Origin of the sequence: Vibrio gazogenes (assembly GCF_023920225.1) — a bacterium.
GTDB classification, from domain to species: Bacteria; Pseudomonadota; Gammaproteobacteria; order Enterobacterales; family Vibrionaceae; genus Vibrio; species Vibrio gazogenes.
Genome location: NZ_CP092587.1, coordinates 1,797,527 through 1,821,411, shown reverse-complemented (window position 1 = coordinate 1,821,411; position 23,885 = coordinate 1,797,527). Strand labels below are relative to the sequence as shown.

Genomic DNA, 23,885 nt, shown 5'->3' with positions numbered 1-23,885 from the left:
AAAGATATTGTTCTGGCGAAAGCAGTTGTTAGCCCTATATGCCCGTTTTGGCTTGGGCTGACAGACGCCAGAAGTTTTCCTCAGATGTTTTCTGAAATGGAGTTTGTAAGTGATACCTGACATGAGTGAACGTTTTAAGCATGACTCGGGACCATATCGATCCCACCGACTGACGGCCTCCTTACTTGCGTTAATACCTGGCTTTGGCCAATTCTATAACCGCCAGTTTGTAAAAGGCATGATGTTTTTCATCTTGCTCACGAGTTTTTATGCAGTCACGCGTGATTTTATTTCTCACGGCATGTGGGGGCTGGTCACACTGGGTGAAAATCTCCCTGAAGACAACTCAGTTTTCCTGCTCGCACATGGGATTATCGCTGCACTTGTGGTGGTATTTGGTTTGGTGGTGTATGTCCTGAGTATCAATGACGCTTATAAAAACGGTAAGTTATTTGATGAAGGACGCCCGTTGAACTCATTACGTGTTCAGTACCGCAATGTCATCAATGCCGGCTTTCCTTATCTGATGATCAGCCCCGGTTTTATCCTCTTAGTCTTTGTGGTGGTGTTTCCGATTATCTTCGGTTTTGCCATTGGCTTTACCAACTATAACTTGTACAACTCACCGCCTGCGAAGCTGGTTGACTGGATTGGGTTAAAGAACTTCTTCAACATTTTCCAAATCAATTTGTGGCGCAACACCTTTATTGATGTATTGCAGTGGACGGTCGTCTGGACGTTAGTTGCATCAACGTTGCAATGTACCGTCGGGGTTCTGTTGGCAATTCTGGTGAATCAGAAAGACCTTAAATTTAAACCATTGATCCGGACTATTTTTATTCTGCCTTGGGCGGTACCCGGCTTTGTGACCATTCTTATCTTTACCGGGATGTTTAACGATAGCTTTGGCGTGATCAACAACGTTATTCTCGATTTCTTCGGCATTGAAGCGAGAGCTTGGTTGACCGACCCGTTCTGGACCAAGATTGCGTTGATCATGATTCAGACCTGGCTCGGCTTCCCGTTTGTCTTTGCCATGACAACCGGTGTTTTACAGGCGATCCCCGGTGATCTGTATGAAGCCGCGACGATGGACGGTGCGAGTAAATTTCAACAGTTAAAAACGATTACATTACCGCTGGTACTGTATTCCATTGCACCGATTCTGATCACGCAATACACGTTTAACTTCAATAACTTCAATATTATTTATCTCTTTAACAATGGTGGTCCTGCTGTCATTGGGAGTAACGCGGGCGGTACCGATATTTTAGTGTCATGGATTTATAAATTGACGATGTCTTCATCGCAATACGGAGTGGCATCGGCAATCACCTTGCTACTGTCGATTTTCGTGGTCGGTATTGCATTGTGGCAATTCCGGATGACCAAATCATTCAAAGAAGAAGCGAGATAACAATATGAGTATTAAACGCAATAATATGAGTATTAAACGTAGTAATCGCATTCGACTGACATTGAGCTATGGTCTGATCCTCCTGGTATCCGTGATCATTATTTACCCATTGGTGTGGACGGTCGGCGCATCATTCTATCCGGGCAACAGCATCATGGGAGAATCCATTTTTCCGGATAACCCGACGCTGAGTCATTATGCAACGTTGTTTGCGAATGACAAAGTCGCCTACCTGACTTGGTTTTGGAATAGTTTGAAAATCAGCTTTTTGACCATGGCTCTCACGCTGATCTGTGTGTCATGTACGTCCTATGCGTTCTCACGGTTTCGTTTTAAGGGCAGAAAAAACGGTCTGATGTTGTTTCTTCTGTTGCAGATGATCCCACAATTCTCGGCCTTGATTGCGATATTTGTTTTGGCACAGATGTTGGGTTTGATTAATAGCCATCTTGCATTAGTGCTGGTTTATGTCGGCGGTATGATCCCGATGAATACGTATTTAATGAAAGGTTACTTGGACGCCATACCGAAGGATCTGGATGAATCGGCCAAAATGGATGGTGCCAGTAATATTCGTATTTTTCTGGAAATTATATTACCCATTTCAAAACCGATTATTGCCGTCGTCGCATTGTTTTCTTTCACCGGGCCATTAGGTGATTTCATTCTCGCAACCACGATTTTAAGAACGCCTGAAAATTATACCTTGCCGATCGGTTTATATAATTTGGTCGTGGAAAAAATGGGCGCAAGTTATACCACATATGCCGCAGGTGCTGTGCTGATTTCGATACCGGTCGCGCTGCTTTATTTATCACTACAAAAATACTTTGTATCTGGCTTAACAGCAGGTAGTACGAAAGGCTAATACGAGAGAGAAAGATATGAATAGAAAATTAAAGGTTGCACTCATCAGTGCGGCAGTGGCTTTGGCTGGCTGTCAATCCGTGAATTCATCAGTAAATCATCGTGCAGATATGAATACCAACTCGGAGGGTAAGGTGATCACTACGCCACACCTGAGAGCTGATTTTATCCGTGGTATGGATATTTCTATGTTGCCTGAAATAGAAAAGTTAGGCGGGAAATATTACCAAAATGGTCATCAAGAAGATCTGGTCAAAATATTAAAAGAGAATGGGGTGAATTCGATCCGCGCACGTTTATGGGTTGACCCGATGTCTGCCAGCGGTGAAGTGTTCGGTGGCGGGAATAATACGTTAGCGCGTGCCATCGAGCTTGGTCAACGTGCTCAGGAAAACGGCATGTCATTCCTGCTTGATATTCATTACAGCGATTTTTGGGCGGATCCGAAGAAGCAACAAAAACCAAAAGCATGGCAGCAACTGACATTTGAGCATCTGACTGAGAAAGTCTACGACTACACCGCATATGTGATGAAAGCACTCCACGCGAAAGGTGTTGTGCCAGACATGGTTCAGGTCGGTAACGAGCTGAATAGCGGGATGCTGTGGCCTGATGGAAAGAGTTGGGGGCAAGATGGCAAGGAGTTTGACCGCCTGTCACGTCTCCTGAAATCCGGTATTCAAGCCGTGCATGATAACGACAGTGGTAAAGACATCAAAATCATGTTGCATCTCGCGGAAGCGGGAGACAACGGTCTGTTCCGCTGGTGGTTTGATGAAATCACCAAGCGCGACGTCGATTTTGATGTGATTGGTATGTCCTACTACCCGTGGTGGCATGGCCCCATCGATAAAGTCAAAGCCAATATGAATGATGTGATCCGTCGCTATCACAAGCCTATCGTATTGGTGGAAACGGCTTTTCCTTTTACCACTGAGAATGGGGACTCACTCAGTAACAGCTACGCCGGTTCAGGTCCGATTGAAGGGTACAGCGTTTCTGTCAATGGTCAGGCGCAATACTTGGCTGACATCATGACGCTGTTGAATGAACTGCCTGATGAACAAGGTTTGGGGATCTATTACTGGGAGCCGGCATGGCTACCGATTGATGGTGCAACTTGGTCAACGAAAGCTGGCATGAAATATAGTGGCGACAAAGGGGACATGGGGAACTCATGGGAAAACCAAGCGCTGTTTGATTTTGAAGGTAATGCCTTACCGTCATTGAAAGTATTTAAAGGTCAATAATGAATCATAAAAAACATATTATTCCCAAGATAAAAGGTTTGCTCCATGGGGCAGATTACAACCCCGAGCAGTGGCTCGACAGGCCGGATATTTTAGCCAAAGACATTGAACTGATGAAGCAGACACAATGTAACGTAATGTCTGTCGGTATATTCAGTTGGTCTGCACTTGAACCGGTTGAAGGGGAGTTTCAGTTTGAATGGCTGGATAACGTCCTTGATACCTTGGCAGACAATGGCATTTCGGTGCTTTTGGCGACACCAAGTGGCGCTCGTCCTGCTTGGTTGTCGGCGCGATACCCTGATGTGCTTCGGGTCAACAGTGCACGGGTGAAGCAGTTGCATGGAGAACGGCATAACCATTGTTACAGTTCGCCAAATTATCGCGAGAAGGTGGCGATCATCAATACCAAATTGGCAGAGCGTTATAGCCACCATCCTGCGGTGATCGGCTGGCACGTTTCCAATGAATATGGTGGCGATTGTCACTGTCATTACTGTCAGGCTGAGTTTCGGGAATGGCTGAAAAACAAGTACGGCTCGCTACACAATCTGAATAAACTGTGGTGGAGCGCTTTCTGGAGCCATACTTATACCAGTTGGGAACAAATTGAGTCGCCATCTCCGATTGGAGAGAATTCCGTGCACGCACTGAAGCTGGACTGGAAACGCTTCTGTACCGACCGGGTCGCCAACTTTTGTGAGCATGAGATTGCACCGCTGAAGTCGATCAATCCTGATCTACCGACCACGGCAAACTTTATGGAGTATTTTTACGATTACAACTATTGGGCGCTGGCGAAGTCAATTGATGTTGTTTCTTGGGACAGTTATCCGCTATGGCACCGTGACCCCGATGAGGTTGCACTCGCTTGCTATATCGGGATGTACCATGATCTGATGCGCACCCTGAAAAACCAGCCGTTTTTACTGATGGAATCAACCCCAAGTCAAACCAACTGGCAGCCGATTACTAAACTCAAAAAAGACGGTGTTCATTTGCTGTCTTCATTACAGGCAGTGGCGCATGGTTCTGATTCTGTTCAGTATTTTCAGTGGCGAAAAAGCCGCGGTTCCGTTGAGAAGTTTCATGGTGCCGTGATTGATCATGTGGGTCATGCCAATACGCGTACCGGCCGGGAAGTAACCGCTGTCGGTGAGTATCTGCAACAGATCAATGCTGTCGCGGGAACGGGCACGCAGTCGGAAGTCGCAATTATTTTTGATTGGGAAAACCGTTGGGCAATGGATGATGCTTCCGGCCCTCGCAATGAAGGCCTGAACTACGAACAAACGGTGTGTGATCATTACCGGGGTTTTTGGCAGCAAGGGATCAGTTGCGACATCATTGAACAGCTCTGTGACTTTACACCTTACAAAGTCATTGTTGCGCCGATGCTGTACCTCATCAAACCGGGGGTCGCTGAACGTCTGGAAGCGTTTGTTGAACAGGGCGGTACCTTAGTCTCAACATATTGGAGTGGCATCGTTGATCACAATGATCTGTGCTTCTTGGGCGGTTTTCCCGGTGGAGAAGGGAGCCCGCTGCGGCGCACATTCGGTATTTGGGCCGAAGAGATTGACTCACTCTACGACGATGAGCGCGTTTTATTTGCGATGGAAGCGCATTCCGGTCTTGGTTTTAATGGTGAGTTTCAGGCCAAGCACTTAATGGAGCATATTCATTTAGAAACGGCAGAAGCTTTGGCTTATTACCGCGAGGACTTATTCGAGGGATGCCCGGCTATCACGAAGAATCAACTCGGTAAAGGTTGTGCTTATTATATTGCGGCACGTACCGAGACAGAATTCAACCAGTTATTCTATACCGCACTTGCGCATTTACATGATATTCGCAAGCCTATTGATAATATTCCTTACGGTGTGTCAGTGACAACGCGTGAAGATGAACAGTCGCGCTATTTATTTATGATGAACTTTATGAATGAACAGCAAACTGTGAATGTGCCACACGGGGAATGGATTAATGTCAATACAGGTGATGCAGTTCAGGAGAATATATTGATTCAACCTTATCAAGTCATCGTTATCGAAAATAATAAATAATGATTCCGCCTAATGATTTAGGCGGATATCAATCACCCGATTTAAAAATGAGATGAGATTCATCTCACGGGTAAGTATTGCCTGAATTAATGGCATGGCGATATTTACCCATCCAATAACTCAAAAATAAAACAAAAGGAAATGCAAATGAAAAAAGCAATATTGACAGTCGCTATTTTAAGCGCTTTATCTGCCACTCAAGCTTTCGCAGTTGATTTTAGTGGTTATGTTCGGGCTGGTATCGGCGCGAATTCTGATGGAGGTGGTACGAAAGGTGGCGATGAGTTTAACAAATCGACATTAGGCCGGTTAGGGAATGAGTTTGATACCTATTCCGAAATTGGTTTAGGGCAAGAATTATTTAATCAAGACGGCAGGTCAATGTATTTTCAAAGTATGGTTGAGATGTCATCAGACGGACACCTTGAATCTGAAAATAGCAACGATGACAATGCCAATTTTGGAATTAAACAGTTAAACATTCAGGCAAAGGGCTATATTCCATCGCTACCGGATGCTGTTATCTGGGCGGGGAAACGTTTTTATCAACGTCATGATATCCATATTATCGATACCAAATACTGGAATGTTTCCGGTTATGGTGCCGGTATTGAAAATATCAAGTTAGATACCGGTGCAGTGTCAGCCGCGGTCATCCGTTCCGATAAGGACTTGGATATGGGCGATCTGAATACCTACTACTTAGATTTACGCTACGCAGGGTTTAGCCCGTGGGAAGGCGCGTGGACTGAGTTCGGTGTTGACTACGCGATTGTGAATCCAACCGATGAACAAAAAGAGTCGGCGAAAAATTTCGACAACGGTTTGATGTTAACTGCTGAACTGAGTCAGAATTTTTCATTGGGCTATAACAAGTTTGTCTTGCAATACATGGACAAAGGACTGGCACAAAATGCTATCTCACAAGGCGGCGGATGGTATGACTTCTGGCATGGTGATACGAGTCAAGCAAAAGGCTTTCGTTTCATCAGTACCGGTGATGTGAACTTAAGCAAAAATGTCGTGATCGATCATGTCCTTACTTACGGTCACGTGAAAGATCATGATGACGGGCTTGGTAAGGAAACGTTGTTCTCATTTGTTGCGCGTCCGACCTATATCTGGTCGCCATACAACAAAACCATGTTAGAAGTCGGTTACTTTGACCAAGACAAAACGAATCACTTAGGTTCTGAAGAGAACTCTAGCGGTACAAAATTCACGCTTGCCCATGCCATCTCTGCCGGTGAATCTTTCTTCGCTCGTCCCGAAATTCGCTTCTATGTGACTTATTTGAAAGATAATGAAGGAAAACATTTTGACAACAACAACAGTAACAACACCTTCAACTACGGTGTACAAATCGAGGCTTGGTGGTAATTGATTAGCATTGTGAATTAATCCTATCGTGAGGCCAGCGGTAAGTATGCTGGCCTATTTGGAGAGCCTCTGCCATTTGCTCTTGAGGTGAGTGATATTTAGCCGCACAAATTTCAAGAGCCTTTTTATCTGGACGGATATATGAAACCGCTGTCGTTAAAAAATAAGATTATTACCTTGTTTGGGATGTCATTAATTATCACCATTATGAGTGCATATTTTAGCGTTAAATATGTGATTGGTGACTATATTAATAAAACTTACGACAGTCGTATGGCTAGTAATGTAAATTTAATTAGTAGTGAAATCAGAAAATCGATTGAACGCGATATCTCGGTGATAGAGAGCCTTGATTTCGGCATCATCGGTATTCGTGATACCAAGCAAAAACTCGGTTATGAACAAGTTGTCAAGCTGATTAACAAAACTGCGTTAAGCGACAAAGGCAGCTTAGATAAAGCGCAATCCCAATATTATATCAACTTAGCCCATGACCACCCCGACGGGATTAAAATAACGCAAATTTTTGCAAAAAATGGTCAGGCAAAGATCATTATTTCGAAAAAGAAAAATGGGGTTGTGGACTTCTTTACTATCAATCTGGGCTTAATTGGTGAGTTAATTGATAGGTATAGTGTGCCGGGTGTTTATTTTGAATTGCTGGATGATCAGAATAATTCTATTTATTCAACCAGTAAATCCAATTTAGCGTTAAAGCAAACGGATACGATCACAGTTGCCGGTTCAAACTGGCATTTACGTTCATATATTGATTATGGCTATATCAATACAATCATCGATAAAATCAATCAGGATATTACCAAGGATATGGCACTTTGTGCATTGATTATGCTGGTGATCAGTTTAATGATCCTGAACACGCAATTAAATCCGTTATCAAAATTAAAGCAGCTCATGGAAAGTCTATCCGGCCATGATGCTGACTTAACCCAAAGAATTAATCTGAATCGCCAAGATGAAATTGGTGATATCTCTCAGTCGGTCAATGGTTTTATCGATAATTTACAGGCTTTATTTAAAAACATCTCTGGTTCGAACCAAGCGTTGAATGAAGCCAGAGAAGCGCTTGATGTGCAAATTGGACGCAATGTTTCGACGGTCGCCAGTTATAACCAGCAAAGTGAAAGTCTGTCGGGGGCTATCAATGACATTCAACAATCATCACTGGATATCCAACAACAAACACATCTGGCAATGACGTTAGCAGAGCAAGTGCGTCATCAGGTTGGTGAAGCGGTCGAAAAAGGTGTTATTGCTGAAAACACGGTGATCACCTTAGGCGAAAATACAGCACAAATCTCATCATCAATTGGTGTGATGGAGACTGTCTCGCAGGGGATCAGTCGCATTTTGAGTTCCATTCAGAAAATTGCCGATCAAACGGATTTGTTAGCGTTAAATGCATCGATTGAGGCTGCACGCGCCGGTGAATCAGGCAAGGGGTTTGCGGTTGTCGCAGAAGAAGTAAGGGCACTAGCGTCGAAAACACGAAGCAGCACCATAGAAATTGATCAGTTTTTGATTCAGTTTTCCAATTCGTCAGATCAAATTGTCGGACAAATGTCTCAGGTTCTTAAAAGTAGCGAGCTAAGCCGTAACAGCACCTTAGCCGTGATTGAACAAATTCAACTGGCTGAGCAGGCTGTCGGTGAAATCAATACCATTAACTCAGGTATTTCTCAGGCGTCAGATACCCAGTGCGCAATGATGAAGAAACTGAACTCAGAAGTTGAAGTGTCCAACTCGCTGAGCGATGAAATTACTCGAAGTGCCAATGCTATCGCGAGTGTTCATGGTGATATTAGCCGGGTTTCCTCTGCATTAACGAAAGACGTAGCGATTTTCAAAGTTTAACGACCCAACGGAATCATCCGAAATGAGGAAAGGAGAATCAACAATGAAAGTTCTGGTGACAGGCGGAATGGGATATATCGGTAGTCACACGTGTGTCCGGCTCATTGAATCGGGTATCGAGCCAATCATTATCGATAATTTGTCTAACGCCAAAGTAGAAGTCTTAAGCAGAATTGAAGCTCTCACGGGCCAACAACCTTTGTTTTATCAAGGCGACGTCCGGGATGAAGCCTTCTTGGATTCAGTATTTGCGAGCCACAATATTCAGGCGGTCATTCACTTTGCCGGCCTCAAGGCGGTGGGGGAGTCCGTTGCAAAACCGCTGGAATATTATGACAACAACGTCAACGGCTCATTTGTTCTGGCGCGTTGTATGCGTAAAGCCGGTGTGAAAAGTCTGGTCTTTAGTTCTTCTGCCACCGTATACGGTGATCCTGACACGGTGCCGATTACTGAAGCATCGCCGACCGGTGCGACCACCAATCCTTACGGGCGGAGTAAATACATGGTGGAGCAGGGGTTGAGTGACTTATTTTTTGCCGAAGGGGACTGGAGTATTACGTTGCTCCGTTACTTTAATCCGGTCGGTGCTCACCCCTCTGGCACAATGGGGGAAGATCCGCAAGGCATCCCCAATAACTTGATGCCATTTATTGCTCAAGTCGCGATAGGGCGTCGAGAGTATCTGTCGGTATTCGGTCACGATTACCCGACACCAGACGGCACCGGCGTGCGCGACTACATTCACGTCATGGATTTAGCCGAAGGCCATATTGCCGCGCTCAAAACGGTTGGTGAACAGTCAGGGTTACACATCTATAACCTCGGGACGGGTCAAGGTTCGAGCGTGCTTGAAATGGTGGAAGCCTTCAGTGTGGCGTGCGGTCAGCCGGTGCGTTACGAGTTGTGTCCTCGTCGTCCGGGGGATATTGCTGAATGTTGGGCCAGTACAGAAAAAGCAGAACGTGAACTGGGTTGGAAAGCAACACGTAGCGTGGCAGAGATGACGGCCGATACTTGGCATTGGCAGTCTAAGAACCCACAAGGTTATTCCCCAGAGTAATTGCAGTTGCAGCGTTGTAACCCGCACTTTCTAAGTTGTTTTGGCTGCATCCCTCTATTTTTTATAGAGACACAGTTTTTATAGGGATACAGTTTTTATAGGGATGCAGAGAGAAGAAATGTTAAGAGTTGAGTATAAGATGTCGAACGTTGAATTTAATCCTGTGGATCACCCACACCGCCGTTACAACCCACTGACAGGTCAATGGGTTTTAGTGTCCCCCCACCGTGCCAAACGGCCTTGGAGTGGCGCAGATGAACAACCAGCAATGGATCAATTACCAAGCTACGATGAGACGTGTTTCCTTTGCCCGACAAACACGCGTATTTCTGGCGATGTGAACCCGGACTATCAAGGAACATACGTGTTCGATAATGATTTCGCTGCGCTGATGGTAGATTCACCGGACGCGCCAGAGTCAGACAGTCCACTGTTCAAAACCCAAGGGGTTCGCGGTTTGAGCCGCGTGATCTGTTTCTCTCCTGATCACAGCAAAACCTTGCCGGAGCTTCCCGTAGACAGCATCCGCAGTGTGATTGATACGTGGAACGAGCAAATCGAAGCGCTCGGCAAAGATTACATCTGGGTTCAGGCGTTTGAGAATAAGGGCGAAAGCATGGGCTGCTCTCAACCGCATCCGCATGGTCAAATTTGGGCGAATAGCTTCTTACCGAACGAAATCGCGCGTAAAGATCATCACCAAAGAGCGTATTACCAAACGCATGGCAGCAACTTGTTGGTGGATTATGTTCAAGCTGAACTGCAAGACGGCTCGCGCACTGTCGTTGAAACTGAACACTGGCTCGCGCTGGTGCCTTATTGGGCGGCGTGGCCATTTGAAACCATGCTGCTGCCTAAAACCCATATTCGTCGCATGAGTGAACTGAGTGATGAGCAACGTGACGATCTCGCCGTCGCAATCAAAAAACTGACCAGCCGTTACGACAACCTATTTCAATGCGCTTTTCCATACAGCATGGGGTGGCACTATGCGCCGTTCTTTACCGAAGCGGATGCAGAAGGGGAAAGCATTGAACACTGGCAATTACACGCGGTGTTTTACCCGCCACTACTCCGCAGTGCGTCGGTGCGTAAATTCATGGTGGGTTACGAAATGTTGGCAGAGGCACAACGAGATCTCACCGCCGAACAAGCGGCGCAGCGTCTGCGTGACCTGAGCGATGTGCACTACAAAGCGCAGTAAGTCCGCGAATGCGGCTGATAACCCCTTACAGGATAGTGCGACTGAACAGACAAAAGTCAGGCGTGCTATCCCATTCCAATTTTTATGTTTAAGAGAGCGACCTTATGTCTGATTGTATCCAAGATGTGAAAAAGAATTTTGCACAAGTGTTGGGCTATGCGCCAAGCCATATAATTCAAGCCCCCGGCCGGGTGAACTTGATTGGTGAACACACTGACTACAATGACGGTTTTGTCCTGCCATGCGCGATTAACTATCAAACTGTGGTCGCCGCGGCAAAGCGGAATGACAATCTGGTGCGGGTTGTATCGGTTGATTATGGCAATGCTGTGGATGAATTCGATCTCACTCAGGCAATCACGTTTCAGCCGGATAAAATGTGGGCGAACTATATTCGCGGCGTTGTAAAGTGCTTGCTGGCTCGCGGTTATCAGGTTCGTGGCGTTGATATTGCTGTCAGCGGCAATGTTCCCCAAGGGGCGGGATTAAGTTCGTCAGCAGCGCTTGAAGTGGTGATCGGACAGACGTTTAAAGCGCTTTTCGATCTCGACATCAGTCAGGCTGAAATTGCATTAAATGGTCAGCAAGCGGAGAACGAATTTGTCGGCTGTAACTGCGGCATCATGGATCAAATGATTTCTGCGCAAGGTCGTAAAAACCACGCCATGCTATTGGACTGCCGGAGTCTGGCAACCGAAGCCGTATCGATGCCGGAAGACATGGCCGTACTCATCATTAACTCCAATAAAAAACGCGGATTAGTGGACAGTGAATACAACACGCGTCGTCAGCAATGTGAAACAGCTGCACGTTTTTTTGGGGTCAAAGCCTTGCGTGATGTGAATATCGAGCAGTTGTATCAAAGACGTGCAGAACTTGATGAAGTCGTCGCTAAGCGCGCCCGTCATGTCATCACTGAAAATGAGCGCACGCTTGAAGCTGCAAAAGCGCTGCGCGCCCATGACATGCACCGCATGGGTCAGTTAATGGCGGAGTCACATGCATCGATGCGTGATGATTTCGAGATCACCGTAAAAGAAATCGATACCTTAGTTGAAATCGTCAAAGAAGTGATTGGCGAACAAGGTGGTGTGCGGATGACCGGTGGCGGCTTTGGTGGCTGTGTCGTTGCGTTGATCCCATCGACCTTGGTTGATAGCGTCAAAGCGGCTGTTGAAGCGAAATATGAACAAGCAACCGGCCTCAAAGAATCGATTTACGTCTGCAAAGCAGAAGCGGGCGCCGGTCTTGTTACCAGTGAGCTGTGACGTTGGGTGTGAATATCTTGATAAACTTGAACGAAAGCCAGCGTGAAAGCGCTGGCTCAATATGGCGCGATGAATAGAATGGGCAAAGGATGTGAGCCAAAGATAGTGACGGCATCCGTTGCATTCCGAGTTTTTCTTCGTCTTATTCCTGCGCGGATATCAAATACCCCTGCTCATCCAAGATTTGCTCCCCATCTTCCTTGAAGTAGGGGCCAGCCGGCCACTTGTCGAGTAGATCCAGTACCGCCTCACTTGGCCGACATAATTTGACTCCTTTCGGAGAGCAAACAATGGGTCGGTTGACGAGTACCGGATGTTCAAGCATGGCAGTGATGAGGGTTTCATCTGTCACATTTTCATCGAGTAACCCCAGTTCTTTGGCAGGAGATTTTGTCGTTCTCAGCGCTTCACGAGGCGTGATGTTCGCTGCTGCAAAAAGCCCCATGAGCTGATTTCGCGTCCAGCCATCTTGTAAATATTCCACGATGACCGGTGCATATCCCGCATCTTGAATGATCTGCAAAACATTGCTTGATGTACCACATTCAGGGTTGTGATGTATCACAATCATAACTTTACCTTATTCTTCTCATTGAATATCCGGCATCACAAAAGCGACTCGGCAATCACGACCGTGCTGATCGAAATACAATATTCACATGAGCTAGGGCTTCAAATTTAAGTTGCTTAACTATTCAGCCACGTTTTTATCTGGGCTGGTTGAGGGATCGAACCCGAATGAACAAGCTGTTCATCAATGACAACGGCTGGCGTGCTCATGACGCCGTACTGCATTATCGTCTGTGGGTCGGTTTCTTTTGTCACATTGGCTTCTACATCGAGTTCAGCCGCAATTTTCTCAATCTGTTCTGCTGTTTTTGTGCATTTTGCACAGCCACTGCCAAGCACTTTAATATTTTTCATCGTTCACCTCATATATAAATGGATAAGGCGTTAAATAGCCATCCGACCAAAGTAAAGGACACGAGTAGCATCAAAAAGACGGTGACTAATAATCGCCATTGCATCACTTGTTTCAATAAAATAAATTCGGGGAAACTGGCCGCAACGGTACTCATACAAAACGCCAACGTGGTTCCGATAGGTAGTCCATTGACGATTAAACTCTCCATCACCGGAATAACGCCGGTGGCATTAGAATAGAGTGGAATGCCAAGGAGCACTGCCGCAGGGACTGACCACCATTGGCCGTCGCCGAGGTGTTGTGCTATCCAGCCGTCAGGGACGAAACCGTGTAAGGCGGCCCCCAAACCGACACCAATAATCACCCATTTCCACACCCGGCCAAAAATTTCGACGGCCTCATCTTTGGCAAACTGATGTCTTGCTGAAAACGTCATTTTTTGTGGTGTTGCCGATGTTGCGGCTACGGTGCTGTTGTGCGCATTCTTCAGGGCCTTTGCTGCAAAATCTTGTAGCCATCGTTCGGCCTTGATGAAATCCAGAAATACGCCGCCCAAAATGCCGACAAGCATCCCGATTGCAACGTATACCAACGTGAACTTCCATCCCAGCAGACTCATCAGTAGTAAAACTGCGACTTCATTGATGAGTGGCGAAGTGAGCAGAAAGGCCATTGTGATACCAACGGGAATCCCCGCTGACGTAAAGCCCAAAAAAACGGGAATACTAGAACAGGAACAAAAGGGTGTAATCGCGCCGAAAGCAGAACCTAATACGTATCCTACACCTTTGTGTTTGCCTGCAAGATAATCTCTGACACGCTCAACATTGAGAGATGCTCGCAGTAAGGCGATGACATAAATCATCACAACCAATAGAACATAGATTTTACTGACATCTTCGATAAAAAAATGTACAGCGTCACCCAATTTAGACTCAGGTGACAGTGAGAACACAGAATAAGTCAGCCAATCGGCGAATTGGGTGAACACTTCAAACATGTTTACGCTCCGAACCAATGACGAGTACGGTTCGTAAACCATACCAGCGATAGCATAACGGGCACTTCCACCAACACCCCAACCACGGTGGCCAGTGCCGCGCCTGAATGCAGACCAAACAACGAAATCGCGACGGCAACCGCCAGTTCAAAGAAGTTCGATGTGCCAATCATGCAAGCGGGCGCTGCGACGTTATGAGGTAACTTCAATTGCTTGGCGAGAAAATAAGCAATCGCAAAAATTCCGTAAGTCTGAATCAGCAGAGGAATGGCAATCAGCACGATCGCTTGCGGTTTTGCCAGTATTGTTTCCGATTGAAAACCAAAGAGTAAAACGACGGTTGCCAGTAAACCGATCACTGACCAGGGTTTCATCGTCGCTAAAAACTGATTCAATCGGGAATGGTCATCCGCCTTATCCAGCTTTTGCCGTGTTATTGCCCCTGCAATCAGGGGAATCAGCACATACAAGATGACCGACAAAAATAGTGTATCCCACGGCACGGTAATATCAGTGACACCTAAGAGCATCCCTGCAATCGGTGCGAAGGCAAAGATCATGACGATGTCGTTGATGGAAACCTGCACCAGCGTGTAGTTCGCATCGCCTTTGGTCAGTTGACTCCAGACAAACACCATTGCGGTACAAGGTGCAACGCCGAGTAGTATCATTCCTGCGATATATTCGGTTGCCGTTTGTGGATCAACCCAGTCAGCAAACAGCCCCTTGAAGAATAACCAGCCAAGGAAAGCCATTGTAAACGGCTTGATTAACCAGTTAATCACGAGTGTGAGGGCGAGACCTTTGGGTTTTTTACCCACGTCTTTCAACGAGGAAAAGTCAATCTGCACCATCATTGGATAAATCATCAGCCAGATGAGTACGGCAATCACCAAATTCACGTGCGCATATTCAAGACCGGCGATGGCAGCGAAAGCATCAGGGACAACACTACCAAGGAGAATACCAATCACAATGGCAATCCCCACCCATACTGATAAATAGCGTTCAAATAAGCCCATCTTTTTCCCCTTAACTTAAATAGAACGCTGGTTGACGCGCTGGCTTAACTGTTCAGCCGACTCAACACGTTCAGAATACCTGTCTACCAAATAGTCTTTATCGCTTCGGAGCAATAACGTGAACTTCATGAGTTCTTCCATCACATCAACAATACGATTGTAGTAGGAGGAAGGCTTCATCCTGTCGTTTTCATCAAATTCAAGAAAAGCTTTCGCCACACTGGATTGGTTTGGGATGGTGACCATGCGCATCCAGCGACCAAGAATACGTAATTGATTCACCACATTGAATGACTGTGAGCCACCACATACCTGCATCACCGCTAACGTTTTACCCTGCGTCGGCCGCACGGCACCAATGCTCAGAGGCACCCAGTCAATCTGGCTTTTGAATATACTGCTCATTGAGCCATGGCGTTCTGGCGAACACCATACCTGACCTTCTGACCACATCATGTATTCTCTGAGTTCTTTCACCTTGGGGTGATTTTCATCTGCAGTATCAGCTTGTGGCAGGCCTTCGGGATCAAAGATTTTCACTTCTGCACCCATTCGCATCAGAAGCCGAGCGCATTCTTCAATCACTAAGCGGCTGAATGAACGCTTCCGTAAAGAGCCGTAAAGTAAAAGGATGCGCGGTGCATGGTCAGCCGATGTACTCTGGCATTTATCAAATACCGGAATTTCAAGCTGTGACGCATCAATATTCGGCAGTGTCATGTCGTGAATCATGGCTACAGTGCTCCTAATTTCGCCAGTTCAGCTTTTAGTTCGGCAGGGGCGAGCGTTTTTTCTGCTATCGGGAGTAATTGGTTAACCCGCGCTGTGATTTCAGCAATACAGGCGCGAAACCCAAGTGCTTTTTCAGTTTCACTCCCTTCTATTTTGGAAGGGTCGGCCAGCCCCCAATGGACTTTAACTGAATTACCAAACCACACCGGGCAGGCTTCTCCGGCAGCAGAATCACACACGGTAACAACTACATCGGGTTTGAAATCTTCGAAGTCATCCCATGACTGACTTTGCAGACCTTCAACAGCAATGTTGGCTTCTCTCAGGTACTGAACAGAAAGCGGATGCACGACCCCTGAAGGCTGGCTCCCCGCACTTCTTGCAATAATTCGCTCTCCAGCCACATGATTGGTGATGGCTTCAGATAAGATACTTCTACAACGGTTGTGGGTGCAGATATAAAGAATTTTCATGGTGATTCCTTTCGGGCTAACAGCATAAATCTTGCTGTTTGGTCGCTTTTAGTTTTGATAAGGCTTCAGCAAAATAGCTGTGATTGCTTTCAGCCGTTTGGCTGATGACCGTTTTCGCCCAGTCAGGAAGTTGTTCATGGAGTTGGTAATACACCCACTTGCCACGGCGCTCATCTCGCAAAATATTACATTTGCGTAGCTCGGCTAAATGGCGTGAGACTTTGGGTTGGTCAAGCTCAAGTGCTGCCATGAGATCACACACGCAAACTTCCTCGAGCTGATGAATAATCAGAATCGACTTGAGTCTGGTTTCATCAGACAAGCATTTAAAAAACTGTAGTGGTGTCATTGGTTATATCTCTTAAAAAACATATGTGATATATAATATATGTGTTTTTCCATATGTCAAACTTGTATCGTCATTTTTAAATACAAAACTTATTTCATAATGATGTATCGTAACGTTTGCTGACCTTATGGGCATTTTAGTTCCTACGCCCGGCACCGGATTTGGCCAGCGCAGGAGTCAGGTTATCGAATTGTTGGAAAGAGAAAGTATGGAAAAAATATGAGATTTTTTGGGGAAGGGGATTGGTTCATACGACAGTGACAGTGACCCAAAGTGAGTGATGAATGAGTTGAGTACACGTTATCATGCCATTGAGCAACTTAAACATTGAATATTACCGCCAGCAGGGATGTATTTCCCTGCTGACTGGTTTATGGTGATTTTAGTTGATATCAAGCTCAATCCAGCCAGAATCGGGGTCGTTGCCAAAACAATCCAGCGACGCACGTGCCATGTACGAATGCTGACAATATTCGCCATTATACGGAGGCAGGGCGTCACTTGGTAACTCGACATTGACTGTCCATTCGTATTTTTCATTGGCATTTAAAACTTGCCCGTCATCCACTGTGATCTCTAATTCTGTTGTGGTGGTTTCTGCTCGTACGATTTCTATGCGCCGTTCCTCTTCGTCATCGTACTCATAAATGACATCGACATCCGGTACTTCTATTTCTTCTATACCTTCAATTTCAACATAAACGCGATCGATTTTTAAATCAGCATCATCAACCTGAACTCTAATTCGCAATTCAAACTGCTCACCAAACACAATTTCTGATGAGTCTAAATAAACTTTCGCCGCACCACCGGTAATGAAATTCTTAATTGATTTTACTTTATCGAAAAACCCCATTTTTTTTCCTTTAATTTAACTATGGTTTAAAATTTGATCTATGAATAGATTTTGAAATATTGACGTTGTATTGTTGAATGTATAACGCTGCGTTCTTATGAATCTTCTTATGATTTCTATATAAAAAAGATTATCGCGCATCGCTTTTTCGAGCTGATGAGTTTTGCCAAGAAACGCTGTCAGGCAGGAAAATATGCGTCTATATGATGTACGATGTTCAGATTATACAACAATATTTTTATCAATAGCGCCTTTATATTCACAAAAACAGCTGATTTATCTGATGCTTGCAATCAGTCTGGGTCTGAATGGCGTGACACTGAATTGACTGAAAATTGGTCGTTTTATTGGTGGCGCTTGAGCCTCGAAGAACAGTCGAGCCTTATCATTGATTATATTTTCTGCAGTGATGGATGATTTTGTATAAATGTTGATCAGAATCATTATTCTGCTGTAAATATATTTTTAATATGATTGATAGTTTGAATGAAATGATAAAATCGAGATATTAAAAAATGGATGAGCACTGGGAAATAATAAATCGCTCACGGTTTTTCAGTGTTTAAGCTCGCAGGTTTCACCATTTAAAGCGGTTTGCTCAGGCGAACTCACAATCTAAATCAGCATCTATTATCTCATCTATTCATGGTTATTTTATAAAACGAGACGTATATGCGGCTCGATATCTCACCAGTAACTACACCAAATCCTCTCCATCAGGGGTTTCATGGTAGCGTACATAATGGGTGGTAATCAGATTATTCAGATACAGCAATACATTGCGCAGCTCTTGATTGTTGTGCCGCTGTTCGGCTTCAAAAATTTCTTCTAACTGGCGCAGGTATTCGCGGGTTTTTTGGGCGAATTGGTGATCGTCGGGGGATCGTTTCGTACATAGTTGACTCCTGAAGAGTAAAAAGTTGTTTCATCAACGTAAAGTTAGCAACCTATAATCCCTGAAGAACAAATGACTGCGGGTTCCTACGCCCGGCACTGGATTTTGGGAGTGAGTTAACAGGGTTTATTCTTTTATATGCTGGCGGTGGTATATCGGCCAGATTAATAGCCTAACATTATTTTAAAAGTTCAATTTAATTTGATACAAGAGCGTAAAAAAAAGAAGAAAAGTAGTCGAGAATTATATAAGTAAAGTATCTATATTTTTACTTCTTACGGTAAGGGCGTTCAATTAGAAATATAGCTACGGATACAATGCCTCTAGACCGTAATTTACCGTTAGTGTACTGATTGATGTCTTATAACGGGGTTCTGGTATGGCCTCATCGTTATTAAGTAAATGTCACCGATATGTTCATAAGGTAATGATTTAGTTGATTAAAATTTTAATTGGACATCCCTCTTGTTGAAGCACATATTATCTGAGCAAGCGTACATTTGCAGTCAGTTCTTTTCATATTCTGTGCAAATAACATATTCCTACTATATTTCTTTGAGCGATCTCACAGTAGAAAATATATTAAATAAATCTTATTTTTTTTTGTGAATTCATTGGCAATAAAAATCAACCTTTCTTGAAGCAAAGTCAATTAGCAGTATATTAAATTCAAACTGCAAACGTTTGCAAGAACGTTCCCAGTTTAAAGGAAAAATACAACAAATAAATAGGAACGAATGATGAAACATGAAATTGATTTGAAAGGTCTTGTGCCGGCTCCAGTAACTCCTTTTACCCGTGATGGCGATGTTGACTTTGCTGCAATCAAACGTCTCGGTTCATGGCTGGCAAGTGTTGACGGCGTAAAAGGTCTTGTCGTGCTTGGTCATGCTGGCGAAGGTACTTTTTTAACGCCCGAAGAGCAGTGCGCGGTTATTACTGCTTTTAAAGATGCGGTCAATGATGAAATCCCAATTATTGCCGGTATTACTGGTGAAGGGGACATGGTTGCGGCGCTGGAAGCGAAGCGTGCGGTCGAAGCCGGTGCTTCTGCGGGTCTGCTGTATCCTTCACACGGTTGGCTACGTTTTGGTTACCAAGAAGGTGCCCCGCAAAAACGTTATAAAACAGTCCATGAAGAAAGTGGATTACCACTGATTCTGTTCCAATATCCTGATGTGACGAAAGCGACTTATAACCTGCAAACCCTGTTAGATATTGCAAAACAGCCGGGTGTGATTGCGATGAAAAATGGTGTTCGCAACATGCGCCGCTGGGATACCGAAATTCCAATTATTCGTCGTGAATGTTCGGAGCTAACGATTTTGACCTGCCACGATGAATATCTACTTCACACCATGTTTGATGTTGACGGTGCGCTCGTCGGTTACGGCGGTCTGGCGCCTGAGCCTTTGGTTGAACTGATTGAAGCTGGTAAAGCGCGTGACTATCCGAAAGCCCGTGCCATTCACGATCAATTATTCCCAGTAACGCAGAATGTTTATCATCGCGGTTCACATATGGAAGGCACAGTGGCGTTAAAAGAAGGTCTGGTTGCTCGGGGTATTCTTGAGCATGCAACAGTTCGTAATCCGCTCCAACCCCTACAAGAAGGTGCACACGAAGAAATTGCAGCCGCTCTTCGTTCTGCCGGACTTGTTGATTAACACGAGCATGTCGAGACCGGAATCCAAGAGATTCTGGTCTCCTATAAAAAATAATAATTCAAACGTGAAACAAAAAATGTAGGTATTGTATGAAATCTAATACGAGAATAGAGACAGTAAAAACTGTCGGTAACTCGTATCAACAGGGCGAAAAGTCGTCTAATTGGTACAAGATCTTACTCCTCATGGGGCCCGCATTTGTTGCTGGTGCATGGAGATTCGGTCCCGGTGCTCTGACATCAGCCGTACAGGCAGGTAGTCAATATGGATACCATCTACTATGGGTCATCGTTGTCTCTGGTGTTCTCATGTTCTTCTTTAATGACATGTCTGTGAGAATCGGCCTTGCAACGGGTGAGAAGTCATTAGTTGATACAATCAAGGAAACTTTAGGTCACAAAATTGGCGTGTTAGCTGGGGTCGGTGTATTTTTCATTACTTTATGTTTTTCTGTTGGGAATGCAGTCGGCTCTGGTATCGCTTTACAGTTATTATTTGGTGGTTCAGTTGTTGCTTGGGTATTGGCTTCAACTGTCGCAGTTGGTATTTTGATTGCGATGAAAAATGCGTATCGCGCATTAGAAAAGATGCTTGTTGCTCTGATTGCAATTATGTCATTAGGATTTTTGGGATCTGCGATTTTAAGTGATCCTGAATGGGTTGATGTTTCTATGGGATTTATTCCCACAATACCGGCTGAAGCAGGGTATTTACTAATAGCATTAATTGGCACAAACTTTTCTATTAATTCAGCATTTTATAGTGGATATTCTATCCATGAGCGTGGGTTGAAACCAGAGCAATATAAACACCTTACTATTGCTGATACGATTCCTGGCAATATAGCTACGGCGGCCATGACAATGTTGGTTATCATTGTATCTGCCGCAGTATTTAATGTGACAGGTGAAACAGCGAATAATTTTACCCAACTGACTAAAGTATTAGAGCCTTTGTCAGGGAAAATGGGGTCAATTATTTTTAGTATTGGTTTTTTCTCTGCAGCATTTTCATCTATGGCCGCAAATGCTTCTGCTGGCGGAACATTATTATGTGACGCTGTAGGGTGGGGTAATAAATTATCATGTTCAAAAGTGAAAGTTTTTGTCTATGGTATTTTAATATTTGGCGCATCAGTTGCTATATTTAATAATGGCTCACCAATTAAATTGATTATTTTGGCTCAAGCCTTAACGGTTCTTGTTGCGCCATTTTTAGGTATCCTATTGTTTGTTATTTCGTCTAAAAAATCCATTATGGGTAAGTTAGTGAATAAAAACTTACATCTAACAATGGGGTTGATAGGTTTACTTGCAATATTTTCTTTGTCATTTAGATTGGTTATTAAACTTTTTGCATAAAACAGCATAACATCTAGGGGGCACTCGTAAACCCTAGATGTTATTTTAATGAGGTGATATATGATATTCGGAATATCCGGTAATTTTAAAGGTCATTTAGGTCAAGTAAATAAAGAAAATAACAATGTTGATATTCCTGGGTGTATATTCCCAATTTATGCCAAAGGAATGGATGGTTATCTTAGTGTTTATCCTGTCAGCGAAGATTACCTGAGAATAACAAATGACTATAATTATCAAATTGAGCCAGAAATCTCTCTTTTTTTTGATGTGCAATATAAAGATGGTAAAGTCGTTGATCTGAGCGCTACACATTATACATTATTTAATGATTGCTCAATTAGAAGTAATGACATAAAGAAAATCTCACTGAAGAAAAACTGGGGGACTTGCTCTAAAGGGGCTTATTTAAAACCTATTCCTTTATGCTCATACGCTGAAGATTCGGAACTAGAAAATTTAAGAATTGTTAGTTTTGTAAAGAGAGATGATGTCCTTTATCAATACAATGAAGATTGTTCTACAAAAGAGTACACATTCAAATATGATACATTGTTATCTTGGATAAAAGATACAATAAACAGTCAAGAAGAGACTGAAGTGAAAGATAATTTAATCAATATATTGGAAGCTTGTGGATTTCCTGAAACGATTCAGATTGCCATAGGTGCGACTCGATATACTGATTTTGGAAAAAATAATTTCTTAAAAAATGGCGATGAAGTGTTTATATTGTTATATAAAGACGGCCAGTATGATCAAGAAGAAATAGAGAAAATAGTTAATAATTGTGATTTAGAGAAAGAGAATATAGTAAACATATATCAAAAAGTTATTATATAAGTATCAGTCGTTAAAAGTGATGGGATAGAGGGCATTAATCCGAGTGATATTTTACTCGGATTTATTATTGATACATTTTTTTTGCTTGTAAACGATGGATAATATCTACACCTTGTAATAGATTGATGAATGTCTAGGAATCAAGCTCGGCATAATTTCTACTATTTCGCCTGTTTTGTCTCCAAATAAAAGATCGACCGCTTTATAAGCGATAAAATCTAATGGAATATGAACAGATGATATCGGTGTCGGTAGCATATTTGCGAGTGGCGTATCATTGTAGCCAACTAACGCAAAATCTGTTCCTGGCGTTAATTTGAATTCTTTCGCTGCAGATATAACGCCGAGGGCTAGGTTATCGGTCACGGCGAAAATTGCAGTCGGTCTATCTGGCAGACTTAGAAGGGTTCTTCCTGCATTCTCTCCGGATTCAAAATCAAAACGTGATTCAATACATAGCGATTGTTCAAACGCTATTCCGGCTTGTGTTAATGCATTTTTATACCCTTCAGTTCGACCCAATGAATTCGATGAGTAACTCGGACCAGCAACAATCCCAATTCTTGTATGGCCGAGATCGATCAAATGACGAGTGGCGATATATCCACCATGGATATCGTTGCCCACAACGGAGTTACTCGTATGGTCGGTTCTTAATACTAATGTATGAGGTACACCGGATCTTCTTAACTTTTCTGTAGAATGACTATCTAATCTTGAAGTGGCAAGAATGAGCCCATCAACACGCCTCCCTAAAAGAGATTCAATCGCTTTTTCTTCCTCTTCTACTTCATCACCACATGTAGCCACAATTGTAAAATAACCACTTTGTTGAGCAGCTTTTGCTAATTCTTCATACAGAATAGCCATTACGGTATCTGTAAGATGAGGAACCAAAACGCCGATAGTTCCGGTTCCACCTCTCCTTAAACTAGATGCCATAACATCTCGTGTATATCCAAGCTCTTTAGCGACAGCCCTGACTTTCTCTGCCGATTTACTCTTGGATTTAGGTAATCGCTCATCAAGGATCCGAGATACGGTAGATATACTTACGCCAGTCGCTTTTGCGACATCTTTTAAAGTTACGGGTAAGGCTTTTGCCGGAGGTTTTTGGTTCGTTAAGTCATTCATTATAGTAATATCATTTATAATAGTCGGGCAATTATAACACTAGAGCCTGCCGAGAGTAACAGTTACATGACTACATGGAACGTTCGTTTTAAAGATTCAAATGCTTCAATCTCATCTTATAATTTGCAGTACATTTTCACGTCACATCATCATTTCCTTAAAACGTATTAAATAAAATTTCTGTGTGCTAGATCACGTGGAAAGATGCACGAAATAATTCTTATCTTTTTTGTGAATT

21 protein-coding genes are annotated in these 23,885 nt (G+C 43.9%); 12 read left to right on the top strand and 9 right to left on the bottom strand.

Annotated elements, in window-relative coordinates:
- Positions 1 to 121: 121 nt before the first annotated feature.
- From MKS89_RS08140 to galK, 9 genes are all read left to right on the top strand, one after another.
- Positions 122 to 1,417, top strand: a complete 1,296-nt coding sequence (locus MKS89_RS08140) for a carbohydrate ABC transporter permease (RefSeq protein WP_072957695.1) — start codon at positions 122 to 124, stop codon at positions 1,415 to 1,417.
- A gap of 4 nt (positions 1,418 to 1,421) precedes the next feature.
- On the top strand, positions 1,422 to 2,285 hold the full coding sequence (locus MKS89_RS08135) for a sugar ABC transporter permease (protein WP_072957698.1): 864 nt from the start codon (positions 1,422 to 1,424) through the stop codon (positions 2,283 to 2,285).
- A gap of 16 nt (positions 2,286 to 2,301) precedes the next feature.
- Complete coding sequence (locus tag MKS89_RS08130) at positions 2,302 to 3,534, top strand: glycoside hydrolase family 53 protein (protein WP_072957699.1); 1,233 nt, start codon at positions 2,302 to 2,304, stop codon at positions 3,532 to 3,534.
- Entirely contained in the window at positions 3,534 to 5,600 is a 2,067-nt protein-coding gene (locus MKS89_RS08125; RefSeq protein ID WP_072957702.1) for a beta-galactosidase, read from the top strand. Before MKS89_RS08130 ends, MKS89_RS08125 begins: the two co-directional genes overlap by 1 nt.
- Positions 5,601 to 5,747: 147 nt before the next feature.
- The gene (gene lamB / locus MKS89_RS08120; RefSeq protein ID WP_077316187.1) at positions 5,748 to 6,980 is read left to right on the top strand and encodes a maltoporin LamB; all 1,233 of its coding nucleotides are present in this window, start codon (positions 5,748 to 5,750) and stop codon (positions 6,978 to 6,980) included.
- Between the two features lie 273 nt (positions 6,981 to 7,253).
- The gene (locus MKS89_RS08115; protein ID WP_159439560.1) at positions 7,254 to 8,855 is read left to right on the top strand and encodes a methyl-accepting chemotaxis protein; all 1,602 of its coding nucleotides are present in this window, start codon (positions 7,254 to 7,256) and stop codon (positions 8,853 to 8,855) included.
- A gap of 43 nt (positions 8,856 to 8,898) precedes the next feature.
- Complete coding sequence (gene galE / locus MKS89_RS08110; RefSeq protein WP_072957709.1) at positions 8,899 to 9,918, top strand: UDP-glucose 4-epimerase GalE; 1,020 nt, start codon at positions 8,899 to 8,901, stop codon at positions 9,916 to 9,918.
- 139 nt (positions 9,919 to 10,057) lie between these two features.
- Entirely contained in the window at positions 10,058 to 11,122 is a 1,065-nt protein-coding gene (locus MKS89_RS08105; protein ID WP_072957712.1) for a UDP-glucose--hexose-1-phosphate uridylyltransferase, read from the top strand.
- Between the two features lie 104 nt (positions 11,123 to 11,226).
- Positions 11,227 to 12,390, top strand: coding sequence for a galactokinase (gene galK / locus MKS89_RS08100; protein ID WP_072957715.1), 1,164 nt, complete (start codon positions 11,227 to 11,229; stop codon positions 12,388 to 12,390).
- Positions 12,391 to 12,532: 142 nt separating this feature from the next.
- Here galK and arsC read toward each other — a convergent pair whose 3' ends face one another.
- The 8 genes from arsC to MKS89_RS08060 all read right to left on the bottom strand — a co-directional run bounded on the left by arsC (position 12,533) and on the right by MKS89_RS08060 (position 17,747).
- Complete coding sequence (gene arsC, locus MKS89_RS08095) at positions 12,533 to 12,961, bottom strand: arsenate reductase (glutaredoxin) (RefSeq protein ID WP_072957718.1); 429 nt, start codon at positions 12,959 to 12,961, stop codon at positions 12,533 to 12,535.
- A 116-nt stretch (positions 12,962 to 13,077) separates the two neighbouring features.
- The gene (locus MKS89_RS08090) at positions 13,078 to 13,314 is read right to left on the bottom strand and encodes a thioredoxin family protein (protein WP_072957720.1); all 237 of its coding nucleotides are present in this window, start codon (positions 13,312 to 13,314) and stop codon (positions 13,078 to 13,080) included.
- An 8-nt stretch (positions 13,315 to 13,322) separates the two neighbouring features.
- Positions 13,323 to 14,315, bottom strand: a complete 993-nt coding sequence (locus MKS89_RS08085; protein WP_072957722.1) for a permease — start codon at positions 14,313 to 14,315, stop codon at positions 13,323 to 13,325.
- A gap of 2 nt (positions 14,316 to 14,317) precedes the next feature.
- Entirely contained in the window at positions 14,318 to 15,337 is a 1,020-nt protein-coding gene (gene arsB / locus MKS89_RS08080) for an ACR3 family arsenite efflux transporter (RefSeq protein WP_072957725.1), read from the bottom strand.
- Between the two features lie 15 nt (positions 15,338 to 15,352).
- Positions 15,353 to 16,069 carry an arsenical resistance protein ArsH gene (arsH, locus tag MKS89_RS08075; RefSeq protein ID WP_072957728.1) on the bottom strand — a complete coding sequence of 239 codons (717 nt, stop codon included), beginning with the start codon at positions 16,067 to 16,069 and terminating at the stop codon, positions 15,353 to 15,355.
- A 2-nt stretch (positions 16,070 to 16,071) separates the two neighbouring features.
- The gene (locus MKS89_RS08070; RefSeq protein WP_072957730.1) at positions 16,072 to 16,542 is read right to left on the bottom strand and encodes an arsenate reductase ArsC; all 471 of its coding nucleotides are present in this window, start codon (positions 16,540 to 16,542) and stop codon (positions 16,072 to 16,074) included.
- Positions 16,543 to 16,558: 16 nt separating this feature from the next.
- Entirely contained in the window at positions 16,559 to 16,891 is a 333-nt protein-coding gene (locus MKS89_RS08065; protein ID WP_072957733.1) for a metalloregulator ArsR/SmtB family transcription factor, read from the bottom strand.
- 382 nt (positions 16,892 to 17,273) lie between these two features.
- A complete protein-coding gene (locus MKS89_RS08060; protein WP_072957736.1) occupies positions 17,274 to 17,747 on the bottom strand; it encodes a sporulation protein in 474 nt (157 codons plus the stop codon).
- 1,632 nt (positions 17,748 to 19,379) lie between these two features.
- Between MKS89_RS08060 and MKS89_RS08055 the strand changes: the two genes are divergently transcribed.
- The 3 genes from MKS89_RS08055 (at position 19,380) to MKS89_RS08045 (ending at position 22,513) form a co-directional block, all read left to right on the top strand.
- Positions 19,380 to 20,309 carry a dihydrodipicolinate synthase family protein gene (locus MKS89_RS08055; protein WP_205409086.1) on the top strand — a complete coding sequence of 310 codons (930 nt, stop codon included), beginning with the start codon at positions 19,380 to 19,382 and terminating at the stop codon, positions 20,307 to 20,309.
- Between the two features lie 89 nt (positions 20,310 to 20,398).
- Positions 20,399 to 21,670 carry an Nramp family divalent metal transporter gene (locus MKS89_RS08050; RefSeq protein WP_072957740.1) on the top strand — a complete coding sequence of 424 codons (1,272 nt, stop codon included), beginning with the start codon at positions 20,399 to 20,401 and terminating at the stop codon, positions 21,668 to 21,670.
- Positions 21,671 to 21,730: 60 nt separating this feature from the next.
- Positions 21,731 to 22,513, top strand: coding sequence for a DUF5718 family protein (locus MKS89_RS08045; RefSeq protein WP_072957743.1), 783 nt, complete (start codon positions 21,731 to 21,733; stop codon positions 22,511 to 22,513).
- 105 nt (positions 22,514 to 22,618) lie between these two features.
- Here MKS89_RS08045 and MKS89_RS08040 read toward each other — a convergent pair whose 3' ends face one another.
- Positions 22,619 to 23,647 carry a LacI family DNA-binding transcriptional regulator gene (locus MKS89_RS08040; protein WP_072957746.1) on the bottom strand — a complete coding sequence of 343 codons (1,029 nt, stop codon included), beginning with the start codon at positions 23,645 to 23,647 and terminating at the stop codon, positions 22,619 to 22,621.
- Positions 23,648 to 23,885 lie beyond the last annotated feature (238 nt).